We start from the raw sequence: 23,724 nt of genomic DNA, 5'->3' as shown, positions 1-23,724 counted from the left end.
TCCAGGCCAGCTCGATACAAATAGGCCGACTCGATGGAAGCCACCCGGCTCACCCGGCTTGACGGGACTCACCCGGCTCGACGGGACCCACCCGGCTCGACGCGTCAGAACGCGAGCGATTGCGTCGCTCGGCGCACCGAGCTCTTGCGGCCCGCGCGGAGCGAGTCGATGGGCCGCTCCCCCAGCTCGTCGTTCGGAGCGAGCAGCCACGCCACCGCCTCCTCGTTCGAGAAGCCGGCGTCGAGCAGCACGAGGATCGTGCCGCGAAGCGGGGGCAGGGGGTGGTCGTCCTGCACGAACTCGGCCGGTACGCGGAGCACGCCGTCGACGCGCACGGCGGCCAGGTGGTGATCCTCGATCAGCCTGTGGATCTTGCCCGGGGTGAGGCCGAAGAGCTCGACGAGCTCCGGGACGGTGAGGAACGGCGTATCGGGTGCGATGTTCTGGGGCACACCTCAACTCTGCCAGCGTCCCCGGCGGATCGCAATCTGCGCCCGCTCGGCGCGCATCCGACGAGCGCGCATCCTTCTTCCGTAGAATCTCGACGTGACCTCCGCGCCTGCCGACCCGCTGATCGGGCAAATGCTCGACGAGCGATACGTGATCCGCTCACGCATCGCTCGTGGCGGCATGGCGATGGTGTATCTCGCGAACGACCTGCGGCTCGAGCGCAGAGTCGCCGTCAAGGTGATGCACGAGCACCTCGCCGAGGACGAGAACTTCACCCGCCGCTTCGAGCAGGAGGCCCGCAGCGCGGCGAGGCTCTCGCATCCCAACCTGGTCAATGTCTTCGACCAGGGACATGATCTCGGTCGCACCTACCTGGTCATGGAGTATCTGCCGAGCATCACGCTGCGCGAGCTGCTCAAGCAGCAGAAGCGCCTCACCGCCGAGCAGGCGTTGGAGATCGGAGAGGCGGTGCTGTCGGGGCTCGCCGCCGCGCATCACGCGGGCATCGTGCACCGGGATCTCAAACCCGAGAACGTGCTGCTCGCCGACGACGGCCGCATCAAGCTCGGCGACTTCGGTCTCGCCCGCGCTGTCAGCGCCAACACGACCACCGGCCAGGCGCTGCTCGGAACGATCGCCTATCTGTCGCCCGAGCTGGTGACCCGCGGCGTGGCCGATGCGCGCAGCGATCTCTACGCGTTCGGCATCATGATGTACGAGATGCTCGCCGGGACGCAGCCGTTCACCGGTGAGCAACCCATGCAGATCGCATACCAGCACGCGCACTCCGAGGTGCCGGCGCCGTCGTTGAAGTCGACCGAGGCGACGCCCGAGCTCGACGAGCTGGTGCGCTGGACCACGCAGCGCGACCCCGAGGATCGCCCCCGCGACGCCGGCGAAGCGCTGCAGTTCCTCCGGGACCTCAGCTCGGGCCTTGCGGTGGCGGGATCCACCCGGGTGCTGCCCAGGGATATGGCGGGCGGATCGCCGACGTCGTCGACCACCGTGCTCGACGGCACGGAACAGCAGGCGCTGGCCTCGAGCCTCGCGGAGGGCGGGGATGCGGACGCCGGCCCTCGGCCCGATCCGACCCCCGCGTCGCCGCTCGACCGCGCGGCCGCCGCCGCGAGAAAGCGCGGTCGCAAGGGCCGTCTGACCGCGGTGCTGCTCGTGCTGCTCATCGCACTCGCCGGCGGTACCGGCTGGTGGTTCGGACAGGGGCCCGGATCCCGGGTCACGGTGCCCGATGTGGCGGGCCAGGAGATGGCCGCGGCGCAGGCATCCCTCGAGGATCGCTCACTGCTCGTCGAGGTGGCCGCGTGCCCGAGCCTCGAGGTGCCGGTGGGTCTCGCCGTGAGCACCGATCCGGAGTCCGGATCGCGCCTCGACCGCGGCAGCACCGTGCGCCTCTGCCAGTCGAGCGGCCCCAGGCAGCTGCCGGTGCCGACCATCGTGGGTCTGTCGCAGCAGGAGGCCGAGCGCGAGATCCGGTCAGAGGGGTTCACCTTCGGCGAGGTGCTCGAGCGGCGCTTCGCCGATTCGGAGGCGGGCACGGTGCTCGCGGCGCTCGGTCAGGACGGGGAGCCTCTCGGCGACACCTATGCCGAGCAGGGGCGGATCGATCTCGTCGTGTCCGCCGGCGCCGTTCCGGACGTGGCCGGCCTCACCGTCGACGAGGCCACGCGCGCACTGGAATCCAGCGATCTCCGCGTCGACGCCGCGCTCGGCACCGAGGAGCACAACGCCGATGTTCCGGAGGGCCAGGTCATCGGCCTGCTGCTCTCGACCGATCCGGTGAGGCCCGGCGATGCGGTGGGCCTGAACGTGTCGCTCGGCCCGGAGCTGTTCGAGGTGCCCAGCGTCGCCGACATGGGACTGCAGGAGGCCATGGACACGCTGTCCGCAGCGGGGTTCTCCCCCACCACGCTCGTGCCCGACGCCCTGCGCAGCTTCGCGAAGGCCACGGGCACCGACCCCGCAGCGGGCGAGCGCGTACCGGCAGGAACCGAGATCCGGGTCAAGAGCACGATCTCGCTCTGAGCGGAGGGCCTCCCTCCCGGTCATTCTGCGCTCAGAATGACCGGGAGCAGACCGCCTAGAGCCGCTTCAGCTCCTCGGCCACCTGGAAGGCCAGCTCGAGCGACTGCATGTGGTTCAGGCGCGGATCGCAGACCGACTCGTAGCGGGTCGCCAGCGCCTCCTCGTCGATGTTCTCGGAGCCCCCGAGGCACTCGGTCACGTCATCACCGGTGAGCTCCACGTGGATACCCCCGGGGAACGTTCCGATCTCGCGGTGCGCCTCGAAGAAGCCGCGCAGCTCGTCCATCACATCGTCGAAGCGGCGGGTCTTGTAACCGGTCGACGAGGTGATGCCGTTGCCGTGCATCGGGTCGGTGACCCAGAGCGGGGTCGCGCCCGCATCGCGCACGCCCGCGAGCAGTCCGGGCAGCACGTCGCGGATCTTTCCGGCTCCCATGCGGGTGATGAAGGTGAGGCGCCCGGGCTCGCGCTCGGGATCGAGCTTGTCGATGAGCCGCAGCGCGTCGTCGACCGTCGCCGTCGGGCCGAGCTTGACGCCGATCGGGTTTCTCACGTGCGACAGGAACTCGACGTGCGCACCGTCGAGCTCGCGGGTGCGCTCGCCGATCCAGAGCATGTGCCCCGACGTGTCGTAGAGCTCGCCCGTGCGCGAGTCGATACGGGTCAGGGGGCGCTCGTAGTCGAGCAGCAGCGCCTCATGGCTCACGTAGAACTCGGTCTGCTTGAGCTCGCTGTGATCGACGCCGCAGGCGTCCATGAAGCGAACGGCGCGGTCGATCTCGGCGGCCAGCGACTCGTAGCGCTGGTTGGCCGGGTTCGACACGAAGCCCTGATTCCAGGCGTGCACCTGGCGCAGGTCGGCGAAGCCGCCCTGCGTGAACGCGCGGATCAGGTTGAGGGTCGAGGCCGAGACGTGGTAGCCCCGCACGAGCCGCGAGGGGTCTGCGGTGCGCGACTCGGGGGTGAAATCGTAGCCGTTGACGAGGTCTCCGCGGAAGGCGGGCAGCGTGACACCGTCGCGGGTCTCGGTGTCGCTCGAGCGCGGCTTCGCGAACTGGCCGGCCATACGACCGACCTTGATGACCGGCATCGAGGCGCCGTAGGTGAGCACGACGGCCATCTGCAGCAGCGTCTTGACCCGATCTCGGATCTTATCGGCGGTCGCCGCCGCGAAGGTCTCGGCGCAATCGCCGCCCTGCAGCAGGAAGGCCTCGCCGCGCGCCGCCGACGCGAGACGCTCGCGCAGCTGGTCGGCCTCGCCCGCGAAGACGAGCGGGGGCTGGGAGGCGAGGTCCGCTGACGCCGTCTGCACGGCCGCGGGATCGGGCCAGGTGGGCTGCTGCTTCGCCTCGAGCGCGCGATACGCGTCGAGCTCCGCGAACGCGCGGGCAGCAGTATCGGTGTTCTGGCTCGTCATCTTCAGTCCCTTGTCGATAATTGGGTATGCTGGCGCCGCAGCGACCTCGCTGCAACCACCCCAGCTTACTAGCGACGAGCGGTGGTTCGCGCCTCTCAGCGGTTGCGTACGCTGGAGGCGTACACGTCGACGTACTGCTGGCCGCTGAGTCGCTGAATCTCGAGCATGATCTCATCGGTGACGCTGCGCAGCACGAAGCGGTCGGCGCTCATGCCCGAGAAGCGGCTGAAGTCGAGAGGCTTGCCGATCACGGTGCCGATGCGGCGGATCTTCGGGAACTTGGCGCCGATCGGCATCGCCTTCTCGGTGTCGATCATCACGGCGGGCACCACAAGAGCGCCCGATTCGAGCACGAGGCGAGCCACGCCCGTGCGTCCGCGGTACAGCCTCGCATCGGGGCTGCGAGTGCCCTCCGGGTAGATGCCGAGCACGTTTCCGCGATCCAGCACCGCGAGCCCCGTGTTGAGCGAGGCCTCGGATGCCTTGCCGCCCGAGCGGTCGATGGGGAGCTGCCCCACGCCCAGCATGAAGTTCTTCACCAACCAGCCTTTGATCCCCTTCCCCGTGAAGTAGTCGCTCTTCGCGAGGAAGTACACACGCCGGTCGATCATGAGCGGCATGAAGAAGGAATCGATCACCGAGAGGTGGTTTCCCACAATAATTACGGGCCCGGAGGCCGGAATATTCTCGGCACCCTCCACCCACGGACGGTACAGAGTTTTCAGGAACGGCCCGATGATCAGGTGTTTAAAGATCCAATACAGCACTACCCGCAGCTTTCTCTCGACTTCGAACACAATAGCCGAGCCGGAGCCGCGCGTGGGTATGCATATAGGGTGAAATGCAAGCAGGTGCGGAACGACCGCACCGCAGAGGCCGATGCATGAGTATCAAGGGAGCTGCCGTGAATCAGTCCGAGACACCGATCCTCATCCCGCCGGTTCCGGATGACAACATCACCGATCTGCTCGAACAGCGCGTGGACGCGACGCCCGACCGCGCGATCTTCGCCGTACCGCAGGGCGAGGGCTGGCGAGACATCACCGCTCGCGAGTTCCGAGCCGAGGTCGTCGCCCTCGCGAAGGGCTTCGTCGCCGCGGGCATCGAACCCGGCGACCGCATCGCCTTCATGTGCAAGACCAGCTACGAGTGGTCGCTCGTCGATTTCGCGATCCACTACTGCGGCGCGATCATGGTGCCGATCTACGAGACCTCGTCTCCGCTGCAGATCCACTGGATCCTCGAGGATTCGGGGGCTCGCGCGATGATGACCGCCACTACCGATCTCGCCGAGCGGTTCGAGGAGATCGCGAGCGAGACGCCGGGCGTGGATCTGCACTGGCGCTTCGACGAGGGCGCGCTCGAGGCGCTCCGGAAGAGCGGGCTCTCGGTCGAGGATGCCGAGATCGAGCGTCGGCGCAACCTCGCCGTCGGCGCGGATATCGCGACGCTGATCTACACCTCCGGCTCGACCGGGCGCCCCAAGGGCTGCGTTCTCACCCACTCGAACTTCGTGGACCTCTCGCGCAACTCGGCGGCCGCGCTCTCCGAGGTCGTGCAGCAGCCCGGCTCCTCGACACTGCTCTTCGTCACCCTCGCGCACGTCTTCGCCCGGTTCATCTCGGTGCTCGCCGTGCACGCGGGCGTCAGGGTGGGCCACCAGGCCGATACCACCCAGCTGCTGCCGGCACTCGGCTCGTTCAAGCCCTCCTTCCTCCTCGCCGTCCCGCGCGTCTTCGAGAAGGTCTACAACTCCGCCGAGCAGAAGACCGAGGCGGAGGGCAAGGGCAAGATCTTCCGGGCCGCGGCCAAGGTCGCGGTCGAGCACTCCGAAGCCCTCGACGCGGGCAAGGTCCCCTTCGTGCTGGGACTCAAGTTCAAGCTGTTCGACAAGCTCGTCTACGCCAAGCTGCGCGAGCGGCTCGGCGGTCGCGTCAGTTATGCGATCTCGGGCTCGGCGCCGCTCAGCCACTACCTCGGCCACTTCTACCGCAGCCTCGGGGTCAAGATCCTCGAGGGCTACGGCCTGACCGAGACCACGGCCCCGGTCACCGTCAATCTGCCCGACAAGTTCAAGATCGGCACGGTCGGCCCGGCACTGCCCGGGCACACCGTGCGCATCGCCGACGACGGCGAGATCGAGGTCAAGGGCATCGACGTGTTCAAGGAGTACTGGAACAACCCCGAGGCGACCCGCGCGGCGTTCACGGACGACGGCTTCTTCCGCACGGGCGATCTCGGTTCGCTCGACTCCGACGGGTACCTCTCGATCACCGGGCGCAAGAAGGAGATCATCGTCACCGCGGGCGGCAAGAACGTGGCGCCCGCGGCGCTCGAGGATCCGATCCGCTCGAACACCATCATCGGTCAGGTCGTGGTCGTCGGCGACCAGAAGCCGTTCATCTCCGCACTCGTCACCCTCGACCCCGAGATGCTTCCCGCGTGGCTGAACAACAACGGCGAGGACCCGAACATGACGCTGGAGGAGGCGGCCAGGCACCCCAAGGTGCTCGCCGAAGTGCAGAGCGCCATCGATCAGGGCAACCAGCACGTCTCGCGCGCCGAGTCGATCCGCAAGTTCGTGATCCTGCCCACCGAGTTCGTCGAGGCGAACGGGCACCTGACCCCGAAGATGAGCATCAAGCGCGACAACATCCTGCGCGACTTCGCGAGCGAGATCGCGAAGCTCTACGGCGACAACCCGCAGACCGAGGCGGTCAGCCTCGGCAAGTAGCGCCCGCCCTAGAACCAGGCGGACTGGCGGATCTGACGCATCGCCTCGCCGCGCGCTTCGCGATCGAGACGGTTGATGTAGAGCTTGCCGTCGAGGTGGTCGCACTCGTGCTGCAGGGCCTGCGCGAGCAGCCCCTCCCCCGAGATGACGAGTTCGCGGCCCTCGAGGTCCATGCCCCGGACGGTGGCCCGCGGGTACCGCATGACCTCGAACCACAGATCGGGCACCGAGAGGCAGCCCTCGCCCGTCGGCACCGGGTCTCCGTCGAGTTCGACGATCTCGGGGTTGAGCACGTAGCTGATGCGTCCCTCGATATTCAGACTGAACGCGCGCTGCGTGTGGCCGATCTGAGTGGCGGCGAGGCCCGCGCGCCCGTCCATGTCGACGGTCTCGCAGAGATCAGCGACGAGCTGCCTCACCCCGCTGTCGATCTCCGTGATGGGATCGCACACGGTGCGCAGCACGGGGTCGCCGAACAGTCGGATCTCTCGAATCGCCATAGTGATTCAGCTTAGCGGAATCGCCTTCGTCGGCCTGGAGCACGCCCACCGCTCGACGGGCGCGCGGGGCGGACTCCAGGCCGACGATCGGTCGCCGCGCTAGCCGATCACGACGATGAGGTCGCCGGCTTCGAGACCTCGGGTGCCGTTGAAGACGATGCGCTCGACGGTTCCCGCGACGGGGGCCGTGATGGCCGCCTCCATCTTCATCGCCTCGATGGTCGCGACGGGCTGCCCGACCTCGACCGTGTCGCCCGGCGCGACCTTGACGGTGACGGTGCCCGAGAACGGGGCCGCGACGTGACCGGGCACGGTGCGGTCGGCCTTCTCCGTCACGGGGACGTCGACGGCCACGCTCTCGTCCTTGACGAACACCTGGCGCAGTTGTCCGTTCACGCGCACCATGACGGTGCGGACGCCCTTGTCGTCTGCCTCGCCGATCGCTTCGAGCCCGACGTAGAGACGCACTCCTCGAGCGAGGTCGATCGCTCGCTCCTCCCCGGCTTCGAGACCGTAGAGGTACTCGGGTGTATCGAGCACCGACAGATCGCCGAACTGCTCGCGCGCGGCCTCGTACTGACGCGTCGGCGCCGGGAACAGCAGCCGGTTGAGCGCCGACCGGCGCTCGTCGCTTGCACCCGAGAGCAGCGCCTGGTCCTCGTCGGTGATCGGCGCCGCCCCGATATCGACGCGGCGACCGGCGAGCACCTTGGAGCGGAACGGCTCGGGCCAGCCGCCGGGGATCTCCCCCAGCTCGCCGGCGAGGAAGCCCACCACGGAGTCGGGCACGTCGTAGTTGCCCGGATTCTCCTCGAAGTCGCGGGGGTCGGCATCGACGGCGGCCAGGTGCAGCGCCAGATCGCCCACCACCTTGGAGGACGGGGTCACCTTCGGGATACGGCCGAGGATGCGGTCTGCCGCCGCGTACATGTCCTCGATCTTCTCGAAGTTCTCGGCGAGCCCCAGGGCGATCGCCTGCTGGCGCAGGTTCGAGAGCTGCCCGCCGGGGATCTCGTGGGTGTACACGCGCCCGGTGGGCGAGGGCAGGCCGGACTCGAACGGTTTGTAGAGGCTGCGCACCGCATCCCAGTAGGGCTCGAGCTCGAACACCGCCGCCGGGTCGAGACCCGTGTCGCGCTCCGTGTTCGCGAGGGCTGCGACGAGGGCCGAGAGCGACGGCTGGCTGGTAGTGCCCGACATCGGCGCCGAAGCGGCATCGACCGCGTCGACCCCCGCCTCCGAGGCCGCGAGCAGCGTGGCGAGCTGGCCGCCCGGGGTATCGTGCGTGTGCAGGTGCACGGGCAGGTCGAAGCGCTCCCGCAGCGCGGCGACGAGCTTCGCCGCCGCCGCGGGCCGCAGCAGGCCCGCCATGTCCTTGATGGCGAGCACGTGGGCACCCGCTCCCACGATCTCGTCGGCCAGACGCAGGTAGTAATCGAGGGTGTACTTGTTCTCGGCGGGATCCAGCAGATTGCCGGTGTAGGCCATCGAGACCTCGGCGACGGCGCTGCCGGTCTCGCGCACGGCGTCGATCGCGACGCGCATCTGATTCACGTCGTTGAGGGCGTCGAAGATGCGGAACACGTCGACCCCGGTCTCGGCTGCCTCGCGCACGAACGCCTGCGCGACCTGCGCCGGGTAAGGAGTGTAGCCCACGGTGTTCTGGCCGCGGAGCAGCATCTGGATCGGCACGTTCGGCAGCGCCTCGCGCAGGGCCGCAAGCCGCTCCCACGGGTCTTCGCCCAGGAAGCGAAGCGCCACGTCGTAGGTGGCGCCGCCCCAGGCCTCAACCGACCACAGCTGCGGGGTGAGCCGTGCCACGTACGGCGCGATCCGCGCGAGGTCCCTGGTGCGCACACGGGTCGCCAGCAGCGACTGATGGGCGTCTCGGAAGGTGGTCTCCGTGACCGCCAGCGCGGTCTGCTCGCGCAGACTCTTCGCGTACCCCTCGGGGCCGAGCTCGAGCAGCCGCTGGCGGCACCCGGCCGGGGCCGGGGCGGAGAGATCCGCCGCGGGGAGCTTCGAAGCGGGATCGAATGCGCCGGGACGCGGCCCGTTCGGCTGATTGACGGTCACGTTGGCGACGTGCTGCAGCAGGCGGGTGGCGCGGTCCTTGGGCTTGTTCATGTCGAGCAGCTCGGGGCGCTCCTCGATGAACGAGGTCGCGATGTCGCCGGCCTGGAAGGCGGGATCGGCGAGCACCGCCTGCAGGAACGGGATGTTCGTCGCGACGCCGCGGATCCGGAACTCCGCGAGTGCCCGGCGAGCGCGTACCACCGCGTCTTCGAAGCTGCGCCCGCGGCAGGTGAGCTTGGCGAGCATGGAATCGAAGTGGGGGCTGATCTGAGCGCCCGCGTTGATGGTGCCGCCGTCGAGGCGCACGCCGCCGCCGCCCGGGGAACGGTACGCCGTGATGCGGCCGAGATCGGGACGGAAGCCGTTGGCCGGATCCTCCGTGGTGATGCGGCACTGCAGCGCCGCGCCGCGCAGCTGGATGTCGTCCTGGAGCAGGTCGAGGTCTGCGAGGGTCTCACCCGCCGCGATCCGCATCTGGGCGCGCACGAGATCGACGTCGGTCACCTCCTCGGTGACGGTGTGCTCGACCTGGATGCGCGGGTTCATCTCGATGAACACGTGCTTGCCGGCGCGCTCGCCCTCGGTGTCGAGCAGGAACTCGACCGTGCCCGCGTTCTCGTAGCCGATCGACTTCGCGAACGCGATCGCGTCGCGCGTCAGCTCGTCGCGGATCGCGGGATCCAGGTTCGGAGCCGGGGCGATCTCGACGACCTTCTGGTGGCGGCGCTGCACCGAGCAGTCGCGCTCGTACAGGTGGACCGTCTCGCCGTTCTTGTCGGCCAGCACCTGCACCTCGATGTGGCGCGGGCGCAGCACGGCCTGCTCGATGAACATGGTCGGGTCGCCGAACGCGCTCTCGGCCTCTCGCATCGCCGACTCGAGCGCGTCACGGAGATCCTCCTCGCGCTCCACGCGCCGCATGCCGCGTCCGCCGCCGCCCGCGACGGCCTTCGCGAACACCGGGAACCCGATCTCGCGAGCGCCCGCGATCAGCGCCTCGATGTCCGTGGACGGGGGCGTCGACTGCAGCACGGGCACCCCCGCGGCGATGGCGTGCTCCTTCGCCGCGACCTTGTTGCCCGCCATTTCCAGCGCCTGCCTGCCGGGTCCGATGAATCGGATCCCCGCCGCCTCGGCCGCGGCCGCCAGCCCGGGGTTCTCGGACAGGAACCCGTACCCCGGGTAGATCGCGTCGGCGCCCGACTCCTGCGCCACCCGCACGATCTCGTCGATGTCGAGGTACGCGCGCACCGGGTGTCCGACCTCGCCGATCAGGTACGCCTCATCGGCCTTCAGACGGTGCAGCGAGTTGCGATCCTCGTACGGAAACACTGCGACCGTGGAAGCGCCGAGCTCGTGAGCGGCGCGGAACGCGCGGATCGCGATCTCACCACGATTGGCAACCAGAACCTTTTTGAACATGCAGAAAATACTCCTCTGTATCAGTACGTTCGCCGGCTGCCCAGACCGATGGATCGTTCGATATCAAGATACACGCTCGCGCACGCTCTGCCCTACTCGCGTGCTCGCGTCGCCCGACGACTCCGACTCGAGGGTGAAAAACGGCCCGATCTTCTGTTCGCCTCACGCATACTCTGGTCGATCACAGTGGGGGATCGTCTAAACTTGCCACGTGCATGTATTGAGTGTGAGTTCCCTCAAGGGTGGCGTCGGCAAGACCACCGTGACGCTCGGCCTCGCCTCGGCCGCTTTCTCCCGGGGCCTGCGCACGCTCGTCGTCGACTTCGACCCCCAGTCCGATGTGTCGACGGGCCTCGCGGTGAACCCCGACGGGTACGCGACCGTGGCCGATGTGCTCGAGAGCCCGAAGGAGAAGACGGTGCGCTCGGCCATCGCCCACAGCGGCTGGAACGAGTACCACGAGGGCGGGTCGATCGACCTGCTCGTCGGCAGCCCGTCGGCCATCAATTTCGACGGCCCCCACCCGTCGACGCGCGACATCTGGAAGCTGGAGGAGGCCCTCGCGGTCGTCGAGTCCGAGTACGATCTGGTGCTCATCGACTGCGCGCCCTCGCTGAACGCCCTCACGCGCACCGCGTGGGCCGCGAGCGACCGGGTGCTCGTCGTCGCCGAGCCCAGCCTCTTCGCCGTCGCCGCAACCGACCGCGCGCTCCGCGCGATCGAGGAGATCCGTCGCGGGGTGAGCCCCCGCCTGCAGCCCCTCGGCATCCTGATCAATCGCACACAGCCACAGTCGATGGAGCACCAGTTCCGCATCCGCGAGCTGCGCGAGATGTTCGGCCCCCTCGTGCTCAATCCGCAGCTGCCCGAGCGCCCCTCGCTGCAGCAGGCGCAGGGCGCGGCGAAGCCCGTGCACATGTGGCCGGGCGAGGCCTCGCAGGAGATGGCCGGCAACTTCGATCTGGTGCTGGATCGGGTGCTCCGCTCTGCGGGCATGGACGCGGCACGCGAGACGAGGTCGAAGCCCGGGCGCACCGCTACCGTCGTCGAGGACTGAGTCCCCACGTCACCCCGATACTCTCGCACACAGGAAAAGCCCGGCTCACGAGCCGGGCTTTTTTGCGTGCTTCCGCGCGGGAGGCGCAGACGCTTAGGAGATCTTCTTGCGAACCTGGCGGCGCGCCGCGAGTTCGTCGACGCTCTCGGCCTGCTCGCGGTGCTCGTCCATGTCGACGAGCGAGGTCTCGACCTCGCGCAGCACCTTGCCGACTGCGATGCCGAAGACGCCCTGTCCGCGGCTGACGAGGTCGATGACCTCGTCGTTCGAGGTGCACAGGTAGACACTGGCTCCATCGCTCATGAGCGTGGTACGCGAAAGGTCGTGCACCCCCGCCTCATGGAGTTGCGCGACGGCCGTGCGGATCTGCTGCAGGGAGATGCCCGTGTCGAGCAGTCGCTTCACGAGCTTGAGCACGAGGATGTCGCGGAAGCCGTAGAGGCGCTGCGATCCGGATCCCTTCGCACCGCGGACCGTGGGCTCGACGAGGCCCGTGCGTGCCCAGTAGTCGAGCTGACGATAGGTGATGCCCGCAGCGCGGGCCGCCGTGGCGCCTTTGAAACCGCCCTCCTGATTGGGCTTCGGCAGCCCGTCGTCGAAGAGGAGCTCGGGGTCGATCGTGAGGGGTTCCGCACCGCGGATGGGCGTCGAAGCCGCTCCATCGGGCGCGGCCTCCGACGACGGAGAAGCCGTCTCGCCAGACGGCTGCTGAGTGTTCTCCATCGTCTTCCTTTCTTCACGGATCGAACGGCGCGGGCACCGAACTCCCATAACGGTACCCAGATGGCAGGCGGCGTGCAACGACCGCCGCAGGTCAATTTGGGAGTGTCGACCTCTACTAGAACTTGAAGGTTGAAATCACGCCGATCTCGGGCCGTTCAGGCGCTGCCGAAACGTCGGCGCAACACGCCGGAGCGCACCGTGTCGAGGTACCCCGCCAGTTCCAGCGAGTCCTCGGTACCGAGCGGAGTGCCGCTCTTCACGCCGCGCGTCGACACCGCGCGCGCGATCAGCTCCGCCTCGCGCTCGGCAGACACCCGCAGCGAACGCAGATGCCGCGGGGTGATCCCGCGCTCCGCCAGTTTCAGCAGGGCCGACAGCTGCGCGACCGCGTCGTGCGGGAACACCTCGGCCGCCGGCAGCAGACCCGCCGCGATCGCCTCGCCCAGGAACCGGGCGCTCGCCCCGGTGGCACGACGCAACTCCTCGCTGCTGAGCACCCGCTGGGGGGCCAGGATCATCGAGGCGCTCCGCGGGGAAGCCCCCGGAATGATCGGGTCCCGGCCCGCGTCGATCTCGTCGAGCACCTCGGCGATCACCTTCAGCGGCAGGTAGTGATCGCGCTGCAGAGTGAGGATCAGACGCAGCCGCTCGATGTGCTGCTGGGAGAACTTGCGATAGCCCGACTTCGTGCGCTCGGGCCTCACGAGCCCCTGCTCCTCGAGGAAGCGCAGCTTCGAGGGTGTGAGATCGGAGAAATCGTCTTGCAGGCGCGCGAGCACCTGCCCGATGCTGAGAAGGCTGCCCGCCTGCGATGGGACCGACGCGGCGGCCGCCATATCAGGCGCCCTCGCCCAAATCGAAGCGCGAGGCGAAGAACGTGAAGCGGAACTTGCCGACCTGCACCTCTGCGCCGTCCTCGAGCGGCACCTCGCCGTCGATGCGCACGCCGTCGCAGAACGTCCCGTTCAGCGAGCCCAGGTCCACGACCGAGAAGCGAGTCCCGTTGCGGCGGAACTCCGCGTGCCGACGGGACACCGTCACATCGTCGAGGAAGATATCGACCGCGGGGTGACGACCGGCGACCGTGACGTCCTGGTCGAGCAGGAAGCGGGCGCCGAGATCCGGCCCGCGACGCACGACGAGCAGGGCCGCGCCCGACGGCAGCGCCTCGACAGCCTCACGCTCGTCGATCGTGAGGTCGGTCGCCCGAGCGCGGATCATCGCCCCCAGATCCTCGCGGAACTGCTGGGTGGCGCGCGCCTCGGTGTGGTCGGCGCGACGGGCATGATTCTCGGTAGTCATGTCTCACCCATTTCTTGTTCTCGTAACGACGCCTGGTCGTTCGACCTGCTCCTACTACGCTATCGCAGCCCCGGGCGCCCGCGCACCCCGGCCGTCCCTATTCACTCGTGGGACTCAAGAAACTCGTACACTTCGTTGTTGTCGACGCCCGGGAAGGTGCCAACGGGCAGCGCGGCGAGCAGGCTGGTGGGCGTCGCGGCCTCCGGCCACGCGGCGGCCTCCCACTTCCGGGTGAGCTCGCTGGAGGCTCGCCTGCAGCATCGCTCATCCGGGCAGAACGACTGCGAACGATGCTGGGTCTCCCGCCCGCGGAACCACTTCACGTCCTCGAACCGCACCCCCACGCTCACCGAGTACCAGCCCTCCTTCGCCTTCTCCACGCGCGAGGTGCACCAGTAGGTGCCACCCGAGGCCATGTCGGTGTACTGATACCAGGGGTTGAACCGGTCGGGCTGCCCGAAGATCGTACGAGCGGTCCAGTTGCGGCAGACCGTCGCCCCTTCGAGGTTGCCGAGCGCGTCGGAGGGGAACCGCACCCCGTCGTTCTCGTACGCCTTGATGAGGGTGCCCGACTCGTGCGCCTTCATGAAGTGCACCTGCAGGCCGAGCCGCTCGGTCGCCAGATTGGTGAAGCGGTGCGCCGCCATCTCGTACGAGACGCCGAACGCGTCGCGCAGATCCTCCATCGAGATCTGCCGCTGCCGCTTCGCCTCCGCGAGCAGCTCGACGGTCGCCTCCTCGGGCAGCAGCACGGCGCCCGCGAGATAGTTCGCCTCGACCCGCTGACGCAGGAAGTCCCCGTAGCTGCGGGGCTCCTCATGCCCGCACACGAGGCTGGCGAGGGCGCGCAGGATCGGGGCTCGAGCATCGCGCGAGGGAAGATTGTTGCTCAGATAGATGCGTCCGTTGCGACGATCGATCACGGATCTCGTCGAGTGCGGCATATCCGAGACGTAGTGGAGACTGAAGCCGAGTTTCTCCGCGACGATGGAGATGGTCTGCTGCGACACGGGTCCTCCCCCGTACCCGACGCTGTCGAGCAGTTGTCTCGCCGCGCGCTCGAGGTCGGGGAAGTAATTGCCGGCGACGCGCATCTGGGCGCGCAGCTCGGTATTCGCCCGCCTGGCCTCCTCGGGAGTCGCGGCTCGCTCGCGGTTGAGCCGCTCCACCTCCTGATGCAGGCCGAGGATCGCCTTCAGCGTCTCGTCGCTCGTCGCCTTGGAGACGCGGATCGGCTGCAGCCCGAGCGACTGGAAGACCGCACCGCGCTGCGCCCGCTCGACCGCGATCTCGAGCGCGGCTCGTTCGCTCGGGGCCTCGTCCACGAGAAGCTCGTCGACCGTCGAGCCGAGTTCGGCGGCGAGCGCGCGCAGCAGCGGCAGGCGGGGCTCCCGCTTGCCGTTCTCGATCGCCGAGAGCTGCGAGGGCGCCCGATCGACCGCGGAGGCGAGCTGCTCAAGGGTAAGTCCGAGTTGCATGCGGCGCTCACGGATGCGGCGACCCAGCGTGAGGGCATCGCCGCCCTCGTCGGATTCGGGCACAGCGGGGTCGCGGGGCGTCCCCGCACTGCGGAGCGAGGCAACACTGTCGAGAAGCGTCATGGCTCCATGGTGCCAGACGGATATTTTTCCGACAAGCAGAAGAATCGGAGATCTTCACACCATGAATCACCGATCCGCCTCCTGATCCGCCCCTCAAGATGGAACTACACCGCATTTCTCAGGCACCCGACGAACAGTGAAGGATCCGATCATGACCACTACGCAGACGGCCCCTCAGCAGCAGTCCACCGCACCCTCCGCAGCCGGCCCGCGCATCGAGGTCACCGGCCGGCCGTTCGATCGCAGCGACGAGATCCTCACCGCGGAGGCGCTGCAGTTCGTCACCGATCTGCATCACCGCTTCGCGAGCACCCGTCATGAGCGTCTCGCGGACCGCCAGCGCCGCCGCTACGAGATCGGCAACGGCCGCGATCCGAAGTTCCGCGAGGACACCCGAGCGATTCGCGAGGACCCGAGCTGGAGCGTCGCGGGAGCCGGCCCGGGACTGGAGGACCGCCGCGTCGAGATCACCGGTCCCACCGACCCGAAGATGACGATCAACGCCATGAACTCCGGAGCCCGTGTCTGGCTCGCAGATCAGGAGGACGCCACGAGCCCCACCTGGAGGAACGTCATCGGCGGGCAGCTGTCGCTCTACGACGCCATCCGGGGGCAGCTCGAGTTCACGAGCCCCGAGGGCAAGGAGTACCGCGTCACCGCCGAGCGCACCCCCACGATCGTGATGCGCCCGCGCGGCTGGCACCTCGTCGAGAAGCACATGCGATTCGTGGATGCGCAGGGCCAGTCGGGAGCGGCGTCGGGCAGCCTCGTCGACTTCGGCCTCTACGCCTTCCACAACGCTCGCGAGCTCGTCGCCCGTGGGCGCGGCCCCTACTTCTACATCGCGAAGCTCGAATCGAGCGAGGAGGCGAAGCTCTGGGACGACATCTTCGCCTACACCGAGCAGGCGCTCGGGCTCGATCACGGCACGATCCGCGCGACCGTGCTCATCGAGACGCTGCCAGCGGCCTTCGAGATGGAGGAGATCCTGTACGTGATGCGGGATCACATCGCCGGGCTCAACGCCGGGCGGTGGGATTACATCTTCTCGATCATCAAGAACTACCGCGGCCGCGGCGCCCGCTTCGTGCTGCCGGACCGCAGCGAGGTCACCATGACCGTCCCGTTCATGCGCGCCTACACCGAGCTGCTCGTGAAGACCTGCCACAAGCGCGGCGCCCACGCGATCGGAGGCATGAGCGCGTTCATCCCGAACCGTCGCGATCCCGAGGTCACCCGTCGCGCCGAGGAGAAGGTGCGCGCCGACAAGCACCGCGAGGCGACCGACGGCTTCGACGGCACCTGGGTCGCCCACCCCGACCTGATCCCGGTCGCACAGGCCGAGTTCGACGCCGTGCTCGGCGACCGCCCCAACCAGGTCGACCGCCTGCGCGACGACGTGGAGGTGACCGCGGCGCAGCTGCTCGACGTGCACATCGGCCGGGACATCACCGAGGCGGGCGTGCGCGACAACGTCTCGATCGGCATCCGCTACATCGAAGCGTGGCTGCGCGGTCTCGGGGCCGTCGCGATCGACAACCTCATGGAGGACGCGGCGACCGCCGAGATCAGCCGCTCGCAGATCTGGCAGTGGATCCACCAGGATCAGTCGACGGCTGAGGGCACCCGCATCACCAAGGAATGGGTGGCCGAGCTCGTGCGCGAGGCCGTCGCGGGCTTCGACCGCTTCGAGGGCGACCGCTACGACGACGCCGCGGGGCTGTTCGCCGATGTGGCGCTGGGCGACGACTTCCCCACGTTCCTCACCGTTCCGGCCTACAGCCGCTTCCTCGTCGACGCCTGATCGACCGGACGCGAGGAGGCCCCGGGCTATCGGCCCGGGGTCTCCTCGCGTTTCGCCGCCTGATCGATGGCCGGGCCGAGCTCGTCGATCACGAGCGTTTCGTCGTCGAGCTGACCGGTGCGGTAGGCAGCTCGGCCGACCATGTGCGCAGCCACCGGCGCCGTGAGCGACTGGAACACGAAGACCGGGATCAGCGCCAGCAGCGTGGCGACGGAGCGCTGGTCGAGCGCGATGGCCGCGATGACGAGCAGCAGGCCGAAGATCTGCGGCTTGGTCGCGGCGTGCAGACGGCTGAGCGCGTCAGGGAAGCGCAGCAGGCCGATGCCGGCCGCGACCGTGAGCGCCGCTGAGAGCAGAACGCACACCACAGCCGCGATGTCCATGATCCGCTCGAGCAGCTCGAGATCAGACATGGCCCGCCCCCTTCGACGACTTCGGGCCGTCCGACGACTCGGCCCTGCGCTTCACGTACCGCGCCACGACGATGGTGGCGAAGGTCGCCGTCGCCGCGATCACGGTCATGAGCGGAATCGTATCGGTGTGACCGCGCACCACCATGTCGGTGCCGACCGCCAGCATGAGTGTGGTCAGCAGCACGTCGGAGGCCACCATGCGGTCGAGGATCGTGGGGCCCCGGACGATGCGGATGATCGCCGCGAGGGCCGTGAAGGTGAGGCCGGCACCTGCCGCGAGGATGAGGATGGACATCGTGGCACTCATCTGATCGCCTCCATCTCTTCCCGGGAACCGAGCGTCAGCACGAGCAGCCGCTCGATACGACGGGCCTCGCGGCGCATCGCGGCGATCTCCTTCTGGGTGGGCGTGTTGAGCACGTGCAGATAGAGCACCGAGCGGAAGCGATCGACCTCCGCCACCAGCGAGCCGGGGATCAGCGACGTCGTCAGTCCCACCATCGTCAGGATGAAGTCGGACCTCGTGCGCAGGCGAACCGCGATGATCGAGCACGGCGGCGGCGGACCCGGCCGCACCGCGAGCCAGGCCACCTGCCAGGACGCGAGCGCCAGATGCCACAGGAAGTACCCGAGGTATCGCAGGGCGTACCAGAGGTTGAAACGGCCGGCGAGCTCGACGGGCGGCAGGTAGAAGACGCGCATCACGACGATGGCGACCACCACGCCGCTCACCGCCGATAGCAGCGAGACCTCCTGCCAGAGCATCATCCACAGCAGCACGAGCCCGAGCAGCAGGGGCAGCTCGTGGAGCCGCACGCCCCACTCGGCGCGGCGCGCGGCCCGGGGAGTCGAGAATCCGGTCTCGCTCATCGTCCCTCCCCGTCGGGTCGCGTGTCACCGCTCCCGCCGCCGAGCGCGCCGGGGGTGTCGCCGAGCACGAGCTCGACCATCTCGCCGGGCAGCGCCATGTCGCGCCCCGCTCGATCCGCGTAGGCGTACAGCGGGCCGGCGAAGACCGTGAGCGCGATACTCACGGCGACCATGCCGCCGGTCGCGGCGAACATGAGTCGCGGGATGTCCTTCCGCTCCTGATTCGGCGTCGCGCCCGGCGCATCCTGCAGGCGCTCGAGCAGCGCCTCCTCGCGCTCGAGCAGCAGCACCGCCTCGGTCGTCGGCGCCTTCATGCTTCGAGCCTCGGCCTCGGCGCGCTTCTTGGGGCGCCAGAAAGCCAGCACCCACGCGCGCGCCAGCGCGTAGAGCGTGAGGAGCGAGACGAGCGCGCCGATCCCCATCAGCCAGTACGCCTCGGGCGTGCCGAGCTCTGCCGCGACGGTGAAGAGGCCGAGCTTGCCGATGAACCCCGAGAAGGGCGGGATACCGCCCAGGTTGAGCATGGGGACGAAGAACAGCACGGCGATCACCGGCGCGGCGCGCAGCATGCCGCCGAGTCCGGCGAGCGAGGTCGTGCCGCCCTGCCGCTCGATCAACCCGACGGCGAGGAACAGTGTCGTCTGCACGATGATGTGGTGCGCGATGTAATAGATGGTCGCGGCGAACCCGGCTGCGTTCGCCATGCCGATGCCGAAGATCATGTAGCCGATGTGGCTGATGAGCGTGAACGAGAGCGTTCGTTTGATGTCGAGCTGCGACATCGCGCCCAGGATGCCCACGAGCAGCGTGAGCCCCGCCACCACCATCAGCACCGTGTCGACGCTCGATTGCGGGAAGAGCAGGGTCTGGCTCCGGATGATGGCGTACACGCCGACCTTGGTGAGCAGGCCGGCGAACACCGCGGTGACAGGCGCGGGAGCCGTCGGGTACGAGTCGGGCAGCCAGAAGGAGAGTGGGAAGACGGCCGCCTTGATCCCGAACGCGATGAGCAGTGCGAGATTGAGCAGCAACTGCATCTCGCTCGGCAGTTCGGCGATGCGCACCGTGAGCTGCGCCATGTTGACGGTGCCGGTGGCTCCGTAGATCAGTGCGATCGCGGCGAGGAACAGCACCGACGACACGAGCGACACGATCACATAGGTGACGCCGGCGCGGATCCGCTGCTGCGTGCCGCCGAGCGTGATGAGCACGTAGCTCGCGACCAGCAGGATCTCGAATCCCACGTACAGGTTGAAGAGGTCGCCCGCGATGAATGCGTTGAACACGCCGGCGCCCAGCACGAGGTAGGTCGGATAGTAGATCGAGACCGGCGTATCCTCGTCGCCGTCAGCGAGGCCCTGCCCGATCGAGAACACGAACACCCCGAGCAGCACGACCGCCGACACCACGAGCATCAGTGCCGAGACCCGGTCGACGACCAGCGCGATGCCGAATGGAGCGGCCCAGCCGCCCACCTCCATGACGAGAGCGCCGTGCGCGTCCACGAGCCACATGAGCGTACCGCTCAGCACGAGCACGGCTGTCAGCGCGAGCAGCGTGATGCCCTGCTGCAGCTTGCGGTGGCCGGGGACGGCGAGGGCGAAGGCCGCGCTGGCGAGCGGTACGAGCACCACGAGGGGGACGAGCACGGTCATCGTCGGTCCTCCCTCTGCCTATTCGATGCGGGATCGGGCGCGGTCGCCGACGCGGCGCCGGTCGCGGGCCCCCGGTCGGCGCTCGACGAGCCGTCGTCCTCTTCGCCGTCATCGCCCTGGTCTCCGTCATCGGAGAACTCGGGCGTCTCGGCGAGATCCTCGTCCGTGACCTCCTCGGTGGTGAGCGCCTCGGTGGTCGCGAGCTCGATATCGGCCTCGTCGTCCTGCACGCGGTCGTCCATGTCATGGGCCAGACGCCACGACCGGTAGATGAGTGCGAGCAGGAAGGCGCTCACACCGAAGGTGATCACGATCGCGGTGAGGATGAAGGCCTGAGGCAGTGGATCGCTCATCTCCTCGGCGGGTCCGTCGCCGATAGGGGCGGTGCCGAAGGATCCGGACATCAGGAAGATGAGCAGGTTGGTGGCATTCCCCACCAGCAGGAACCCGAGCAGCAGACGCGTGAGCGTGCGGTCGAGCATGAGGTACACGCCGCAGGCGTAGAGCACGACCATCACGGCGACCAGTACGAGCGGCATGGTCATCGCGAGTTCACCTCCTCTTCCTCGAACGCTGCCGAATCGGCCTCCTCATGCTCGTCGATCTCGGCTCCGAGACTGCGGAGCACATCGAGGATCAGGCCGAACACCACCAGATAGACGCCGATGTCGAAGAGCGTCGAGGTCACGAGCGGCACGGTGCCGAACGGCCCCAGATCGAGATCGATCCAGGCCGAGGCGAGGGCCGACTGGCCGAAGAACATCGGCAGCAGCGCCATCGAGACCGCGAGCGCGAGGCCCGTTCCGAGGATCCGCCCCGCGTCGAGCGGCACCGTCGCACCGAGTTCGTAGCGGCCGCCCGCGAGATACCGTGCCACCAGTGCGAGGCCCGCGACGAGCCCGCCGGCGAACCCGCCGCCCGGGCCGTTGTGCCCCGCCAGCAGTAGATAGATCGAGAGGATGATGAGGCCGTGGAAGACGAGCCTGACCACGACCTCGAGCAGGATCGAGCGATGGGCCGGGTCGAGGTGGCGGCCCGCGAGCAGCCAGGCGATCCGGCGCGCCGGATGATCGGGATCGGCCACGTGCATGAGGTGCGCCTGCGCCTGCGAGCGGGCAGCGCGGCGCGTGAGCTTGGGGCGCAGGTCGGCGCGCGTACGGAGGAAGACGAGCGAGGCGACTCCGGTCGCTGCCGCGAGGATCACCGACAGCTCCCCCATCGTGTCCCACCCGCGGATGTCCACGAGCATCACGTTCACGGAGTTGTAGCCGTGCCCGCCGGCAGCCGCGAGTCCAGGAATCTCCAGGGAGATGGGCTCGTCGATCCGGGATCCGAGCGCCACGATCGCGAGCGCGCCGAACACGAGACCGACCGAGAGGCCGATGGCCACGCGGACCCACCGCACCATGCGGCTGGGCGCCGAACCCATGCGCTGCGAAAGACGACGGATCACCAGTACGAATGCGATGAGCGTGACGGTCTCGACGAGCGCCTGCGTCAGCGCCAGATCCGGTGCGCCGTGCATCGCGAAGATCGCGGCCATGCCGTAGCCGGTGACGCCCACGAGCACCACGGACTGGAAACGGGTGCGGGCGCGCAACGAGAAGATCGCGGCCGCGATCATGATGATCGCGATCGGGAGCTGAACGGGCGAGCTCGCGAACTCGAGCTCGGTCGGCCACTGCCCCGTGGCGAGCAGGGTGCCGCCGAGGGCGCCGACCAGCACGATGAGGATCACTGAGAGATAGAAGGGAAGCGAGCCTCGCTGCGTGATCGCGGTCAGGCGCACGGCGAGGGTGTCGAGCCAATGCGTGACGACCCAGTAGGCGTGCGAGGCGGAGAATCGCTCGGGCAGCGCCGGGATCACGGTCGTGGTGCGAGAGAGCAGCAGCGCGAGTCCGACACCGAGCAGCAGCACAGCGGCGGATACCGCCAGCGGCAACGTGAAGCCGTGCCACAGAGCGAGGTGCTCGGGATGCTCGGATGCGTGCGGTACGGCCGCTTGCAGCAGCGGATCGATCTGAGACGCGAGCAGTCCGCCGATGAGCGTCAGAAGCGCAAAAGCGCCGGGGGCGACGAAGAGGATCCGTGCGGGCCGGTGCACGATGGAGCACTCGCTGGTGTTCGCCTTGTCGGCGAATGCGCCCCAGAGGAAACGCCCCATGTAGGCGACGGTGAGCACGCTGCCCACGGCCAGCACGGTGAACGCGACATAGGCCAGGGGCTCGGTCTCGCCGATGCGCAGCATCTCGGTGAGCGCCGACTCCTTCGCCACGAATCCGATGAACGGCGGCGCGCCGGCCATGGACGCCGCTGCGGCAACCGTGAGCACGGTGAGCAGAGGCATCCGTCGTCCGAGCCCGCAGAGCTTGCGAAGGTCTCGGGTGCCCGTCGAGTGATCGATGATCCCCACGGCCAGGAACAGCGGCGCCTTCGAGAGCGCGTGGGCGAACAGCAGCGCGAAGCCCGCGTAGGCGGCGCGGGGATCACCGACGCCAAAGACCATGACGAGCATGCCGAGCTGGCTGACCGTGCCGTGGGCCACGATCAGCTTGATGTCGAACTGCTTGAGAGCACGGATGCCGCCGTTCAACATCGTGATCGCACCGAGGATCACGAGTGTCTCCCGGTATCCGGGCACCTCGCTGAAACCGGGCCCGATACGGGCGATGAGGTAGATACCGGCTTTCACCATCGCCGCGGCGTGCAGGTAGGCGCTCACCGGAGTGGGGGCTGCCATGGCACCCGGAAGCCAGAAATGGAACGGGAATATGGCCGACTTCGAGAGTGCCCCGACGAGCAGCAGATAGACAGCGACGGTCGCGACCGGGCCCTTGGGCGGGTCAGCGACGATCTCGGACAGCAGGGACGTGCCCGCCTGCTGAGCCAGCAGTACGAAGCCGACGAGCATCGCGAGACCGCCGAGAGTCGTGACCATGAGTGCCTGCAGCGATGCGGCGTTGGCGGTGCGCAGTCTGGTGGCGTGACCGATCAGCAGGAAGGAGAACACCGTGGTGCCCTCCCAGAAGATGAAGAGCAGGTAGATGTCGTCGGCGAGTACGAGGCCCAGCATCGACGTGGCGAAACCCATGAATACGGCGGCGAACCTTGCGAGCCCCTGCTCGCCATCCTCGAAGTAGTTCGCGCAGTAGAGCAGTACCAGGGCGCCGGCGCCGGTCACGAGGAGCGCGAAGAGCGCTGAGACTGAGTCGAGGCGCAGGGTGACGTTCAGGTCGAGCTGAGGCACCCACTGGATCGTCTCCACGAGCGGTGGGCCGGCGAACACCGGCTGCGCCATCGACAGGAGAACCACGAATGTGGCGGCGACGAGCACGGCGAGCGCGATGAAGGAGCGCCGTCCGAAACGCCGGACCACGGGGTGGGCGACGATTGCACTGAGAGCGAGGATGAGCAGTATGCCCGTCATCGCTCCCATAGGCGGCCTGCTTCCCTTGTGTCCGGTCGTCCCTCGACTTCAATCCTATCGGAAACCGTGCCGCCGACCTGGACTTCTCACGAGTGCGGGTATGGGGAAAGCCCCGATGCGCGCGCCGGCGGTGGCGGGTGCATCAGGGCTTTCCTGAATGGGTGTCCGGCGGTGTCCTACTCTCCCACGAGGTCCCCCTCGCAGTACCATTGGCGCTGTCAGTCTTAGCTTCC

The 23,724-nt window shown here is 68.3% G+C and carries 19 protein-coding genes and 1 rRNA gene; 4 read left to right on the top strand and 16 right to left on the bottom strand.

What is annotated here, in order from left to right; translation table 11 throughout:
* Positions 1 to 104: 104 nt before the first annotated feature.
* On the bottom strand, positions 105 to 452 hold the full coding sequence (locus tag AC0KXF_RS13010) for an Rv2175c family DNA-binding protein (protein ID WP_473109584.1): 348 nt from the start codon (positions 450 to 452) through the stop codon (positions 105 to 107).
* A 130-nt stretch (positions 453 to 582) separates the two neighbouring features.
* Between AC0KXF_RS13010 and pknB the strand changes: the two genes are divergently transcribed.
* Positions 583 to 2,490, top strand: a complete 1,908-nt coding sequence (gene pknB, locus AC0KXF_RS13005; protein WP_473109643.1) for a Stk1 family PASTA domain-containing Ser/Thr kinase — start codon at positions 583 to 585, stop codon at positions 2,488 to 2,490.
* Between the two features lie 55 nt (positions 2,491 to 2,545).
* On the opposite strand, the gene AC0KXF_RS13000 is transcribed toward pknB, so the two are convergent.
* Both AC0KXF_RS13000 and AC0KXF_RS12995 read right to left on the bottom strand, forming a co-directional pair.
* Positions 2,546 to 3,907: a class II 3-deoxy-7-phosphoheptulonate synthase gene (locus AC0KXF_RS13000; protein WP_473109583.1), complete on the bottom strand. Its 1,362-nt coding sequence runs from the start codon at positions 3,905 to 3,907 to the stop codon at positions 2,546 to 2,548.
* Positions 3,908 to 4,002: 95 nt separating this feature from the next.
* Positions 4,003 to 4,674 (bottom strand): lysophospholipid acyltransferase family protein, encoded by a 672-nt coding sequence (locus AC0KXF_RS12995; RefSeq protein WP_473109582.1) that lies wholly within the window; start codon positions 4,672 to 4,674, stop codon positions 4,003 to 4,005.
* Between the two features lie 116 nt (positions 4,675 to 4,790).
* Between AC0KXF_RS12995 and AC0KXF_RS12990 the strand changes: the two genes are divergently transcribed.
* Positions 4,791 to 6,641, top strand: a complete 1,851-nt coding sequence (locus AC0KXF_RS12990; RefSeq protein WP_473109581.1) for an AMP-dependent synthetase/ligase — start codon at positions 4,791 to 4,793, stop codon at positions 6,639 to 6,641.
* Positions 6,642 to 6,649: 8 nt separating this feature from the next.
* Here AC0KXF_RS12990 and def read toward each other — a convergent pair whose 3' ends face one another.
* On the bottom strand, positions 6,650 to 7,141 hold the full coding sequence (gene def, locus AC0KXF_RS12985; RefSeq protein ID WP_473109580.1) for a peptide deformylase: 492 nt from the start codon (positions 7,139 to 7,141) through the stop codon (positions 6,650 to 6,652).
* Between the two features lie 99 nt (positions 7,142 to 7,240).
* Positions 7,241 to 10,639, bottom strand: coding sequence for a pyruvate carboxylase (locus AC0KXF_RS12980; RefSeq protein ID WP_473109579.1), 3,399 nt, complete (start codon positions 10,637 to 10,639; stop codon positions 7,241 to 7,243).
* Positions 10,640 to 10,850: 211 nt separating this feature from the next.
* On the opposite strand from AC0KXF_RS12980, the gene AC0KXF_RS12975 reads away from it, so the two are divergent.
* Positions 10,851 to 11,696 carry a ParA family protein gene (locus AC0KXF_RS12975; protein WP_223043691.1) on the top strand — a complete coding sequence of 282 codons (846 nt, stop codon included), beginning with the start codon at positions 10,851 to 10,853 and terminating at the stop codon, positions 11,694 to 11,696.
* A gap of 93 nt (positions 11,697 to 11,789) precedes the next feature.
* On the opposite strand, the gene AC0KXF_RS12970 is transcribed toward AC0KXF_RS12975, so the two are convergent.
* From AC0KXF_RS12970 to AC0KXF_RS12955, 4 genes are all read right to left on the bottom strand, one after another.
* Positions 11,790 to 12,419, bottom strand: coding sequence for a MerR family transcriptional regulator (locus AC0KXF_RS12970; protein WP_473109578.1), 630 nt, complete (start codon positions 12,417 to 12,419; stop codon positions 11,790 to 11,792).
* A 155-nt stretch (positions 12,420 to 12,574) separates the two neighbouring features.
* On the bottom strand, positions 12,575 to 13,255 hold the full coding sequence (ftsR, locus tag AC0KXF_RS12965) for a transcriptional regulator FtsR (protein WP_473109577.1): 681 nt from the start codon (positions 13,253 to 13,255) through the stop codon (positions 12,575 to 12,577).
* A 1-nt stretch (position 13,256) separates the two neighbouring features.
* Complete coding sequence (locus AC0KXF_RS12960) at positions 13,257 to 13,721, bottom strand: FHA domain-containing protein (protein ID WP_473109576.1); 465 nt, start codon at positions 13,719 to 13,721, stop codon at positions 13,257 to 13,259.
* A 101-nt stretch (positions 13,722 to 13,822) separates the two neighbouring features.
* Positions 13,823 to 15,322: a helix-turn-helix domain-containing protein gene (locus AC0KXF_RS12955; RefSeq protein ID WP_473109575.1), complete on the bottom strand. Its 1,500-nt coding sequence runs from the start codon at positions 15,320 to 15,322 to the stop codon at positions 13,823 to 13,825.
* Positions 15,323 to 15,473: 151 nt separating this feature from the next.
* On the opposite strand from AC0KXF_RS12955, the gene aceB reads away from it, so the two are divergent.
* Entirely contained in the window at positions 15,474 to 17,126 is a 1,653-nt protein-coding gene (gene aceB, locus AC0KXF_RS12950) for a malate synthase A (protein ID WP_473109574.1), read from the top strand.
* A 26-nt stretch (positions 17,127 to 17,152) separates the two neighbouring features.
* Here aceB and mnhG read toward each other — a convergent pair whose 3' ends face one another.
* The 7 genes from mnhG to rrf form a co-directional block, all read right to left on the bottom strand.
* Positions 17,153 to 17,539, bottom strand: a complete 387-nt coding sequence (gene mnhG / locus AC0KXF_RS12945) for a monovalent cation/H(+) antiporter subunit G (RefSeq protein ID WP_473109573.1) — start codon at positions 17,537 to 17,539, stop codon at positions 17,153 to 17,155.
* Positions 17,532 to 17,834, bottom strand: a complete 303-nt coding sequence (locus tag AC0KXF_RS12940; protein WP_473109572.1) for an MrpF/PhaF family protein — start codon at positions 17,832 to 17,834, stop codon at positions 17,532 to 17,534. Before AC0KXF_RS12940 ends, mnhG begins: the two co-directional genes overlap by 8 nt.
* 8 nt (positions 17,835 to 17,842) lie before the next feature.
* On the bottom strand, positions 17,843 to 18,409 hold the full coding sequence (locus AC0KXF_RS12935) for a Na+/H+ antiporter subunit E (protein ID WP_223043684.1): 567 nt from the start codon (positions 18,407 to 18,409) through the stop codon (positions 17,843 to 17,845).
* On the bottom strand, positions 18,406 to 20,064 hold the full coding sequence (locus AC0KXF_RS12930) for a Na+/H+ antiporter subunit D (protein ID WP_473109571.1): 1,659 nt from the start codon (positions 20,062 to 20,064) through the stop codon (positions 18,406 to 18,408). The genes AC0KXF_RS12935 and AC0KXF_RS12930 overlap by 4 nt, the downstream gene beginning before the upstream one ends.
* The gene (locus tag AC0KXF_RS12925; RefSeq protein WP_473109570.1) at positions 20,061 to 20,609 is read right to left on the bottom strand and encodes a Na(+)/H(+) antiporter subunit C; all 549 of its coding nucleotides are present in this window, start codon (positions 20,607 to 20,609) and stop codon (positions 20,061 to 20,063) included. The genes AC0KXF_RS12930 and AC0KXF_RS12925 overlap by 4 nt, the downstream gene beginning before the upstream one ends.
* On the bottom strand, positions 20,606 to 23,500 hold the full coding sequence (locus AC0KXF_RS12920) for a Na+/H+ antiporter subunit A (protein WP_473109569.1): 2,895 nt from the start codon (positions 23,498 to 23,500) through the stop codon (positions 20,606 to 20,608). Before AC0KXF_RS12920 ends, AC0KXF_RS12925 begins: the two co-directional genes overlap by 4 nt.
* Positions 23,501 to 23,654: 154 nt before the next feature.
* A 5S ribosomal RNA gene (rrf, locus tag AC0KXF_RS12915) occupies positions 23,655 to 23,724 on the bottom strand; the annotation flags it as partial.

The organism is Leucobacter holotrichiae, from assembly GCF_055791005.1.
The sequence above is the reverse complement of the archived record's forward strand: the minus strand, read 5'-3'. Positions and strand labels throughout refer to the sequence as shown.

What these genes read in the sequence shown, in the direction of transcription:
- aceB (WP_473109574.1), top strand. Translation starts at nt 15,474, where the DNA reads ATGACCACTACGCAGACGGCCCCTCAGCAGCAGTCCACCGCACCCTCC.
- AC0KXF_RS12960 (WP_473109576.1), bottom strand. Translation starts at nt 13,721, where the DNA reads ATGACTACCGAGAATCATGCCCGTCGCGCCGACCACACCGAGGCGCGC.
- AC0KXF_RS13000 (WP_473109583.1), bottom strand. Translation starts at nt 3,907, where the DNA reads ATGACGAGCCAGAACACCGATACTGCTGCCCGCGCGTTCGCGGAGCTC.
- pknB (WP_473109643.1), top strand. Translation starts at nt 583, where the DNA reads ATGCTCGACGAGCGATACGTGATCCGCTCACGCATCGCTCGTGGCGGC.
- AC0KXF_RS12930 (WP_473109571.1), bottom strand. Translation starts at nt 20,064, where the DNA reads ATGACCGTGCTCGTCCCCCTCGTGGTGCTCGTACCGCTCGCCAGCGCG.
- AC0KXF_RS12990 (WP_473109581.1), top strand. Translation starts at nt 4,791, where the DNA reads ATGAGTATCAAGGGAGCTGCCGTGAATCAGTCCGAGACACCGATCCTC.
- AC0KXF_RS12935 (WP_223043684.1), bottom strand. Translation starts at nt 18,409, where the DNA reads ATGAGCGAGACCGGATTCTCGACTCCCCGGGCCGCGCGCCGCGCCGAG.
- mnhG (WP_473109573.1), bottom strand. Translation starts at nt 17,539, where the DNA reads ATGTCTGATCTCGAGCTGCTCGAGCGGATCATGGACATCGCGGCTGTG.
- AC0KXF_RS12920 (WP_473109569.1), bottom strand. Translation starts at nt 23,500, where the DNA reads ATGGGAGCGATGACGGGCATACTGCTCATCCTCGCTCTCAGTGCAATC.
- AC0KXF_RS12940 (WP_473109572.1), bottom strand. Translation starts at nt 17,834, where the DNA reads ATGTCCATCCTCATCCTCGCGGCAGGTGCCGGCCTCACCTTCACGGCC.
- def (WP_473109580.1), bottom strand. Translation starts at nt 7,141, where the DNA reads ATGGCGATTCGAGAGATCCGACTGTTCGGCGACCCCGTGCTGCGCACC.
- ftsR (WP_473109577.1), bottom strand. Translation starts at nt 13,255, where the DNA reads ATGGCGGCCGCCGCGTCGGTCCCATCGCAGGCGGGCAGCCTTCTCAGC.
- AC0KXF_RS12925 (WP_473109570.1), bottom strand. Translation starts at nt 20,609, where the DNA reads ATGACCATGCCGCTCGTACTGGTCGCCGTGATGGTCGTGCTCTACGCC.
- AC0KXF_RS12980 (WP_473109579.1), bottom strand. Translation starts at nt 10,639, where the DNA reads ATGTTCAAAAAGGTTCTGGTTGCCAATCGTGGTGAGATCGCGATCCGC.
- AC0KXF_RS12970 (WP_473109578.1), bottom strand. Translation starts at nt 12,419, where the DNA reads ATGGAGAACACTCAGCAGCCGTCTGGCGAGACGGCTTCTCCGTCGTCG.
- AC0KXF_RS12955 (WP_473109575.1), bottom strand. Translation starts at nt 15,322, where the DNA reads ATGACGCTTCTCGACAGTGTTGCCTCGCTCCGCAGTGCGGGGACGCCC.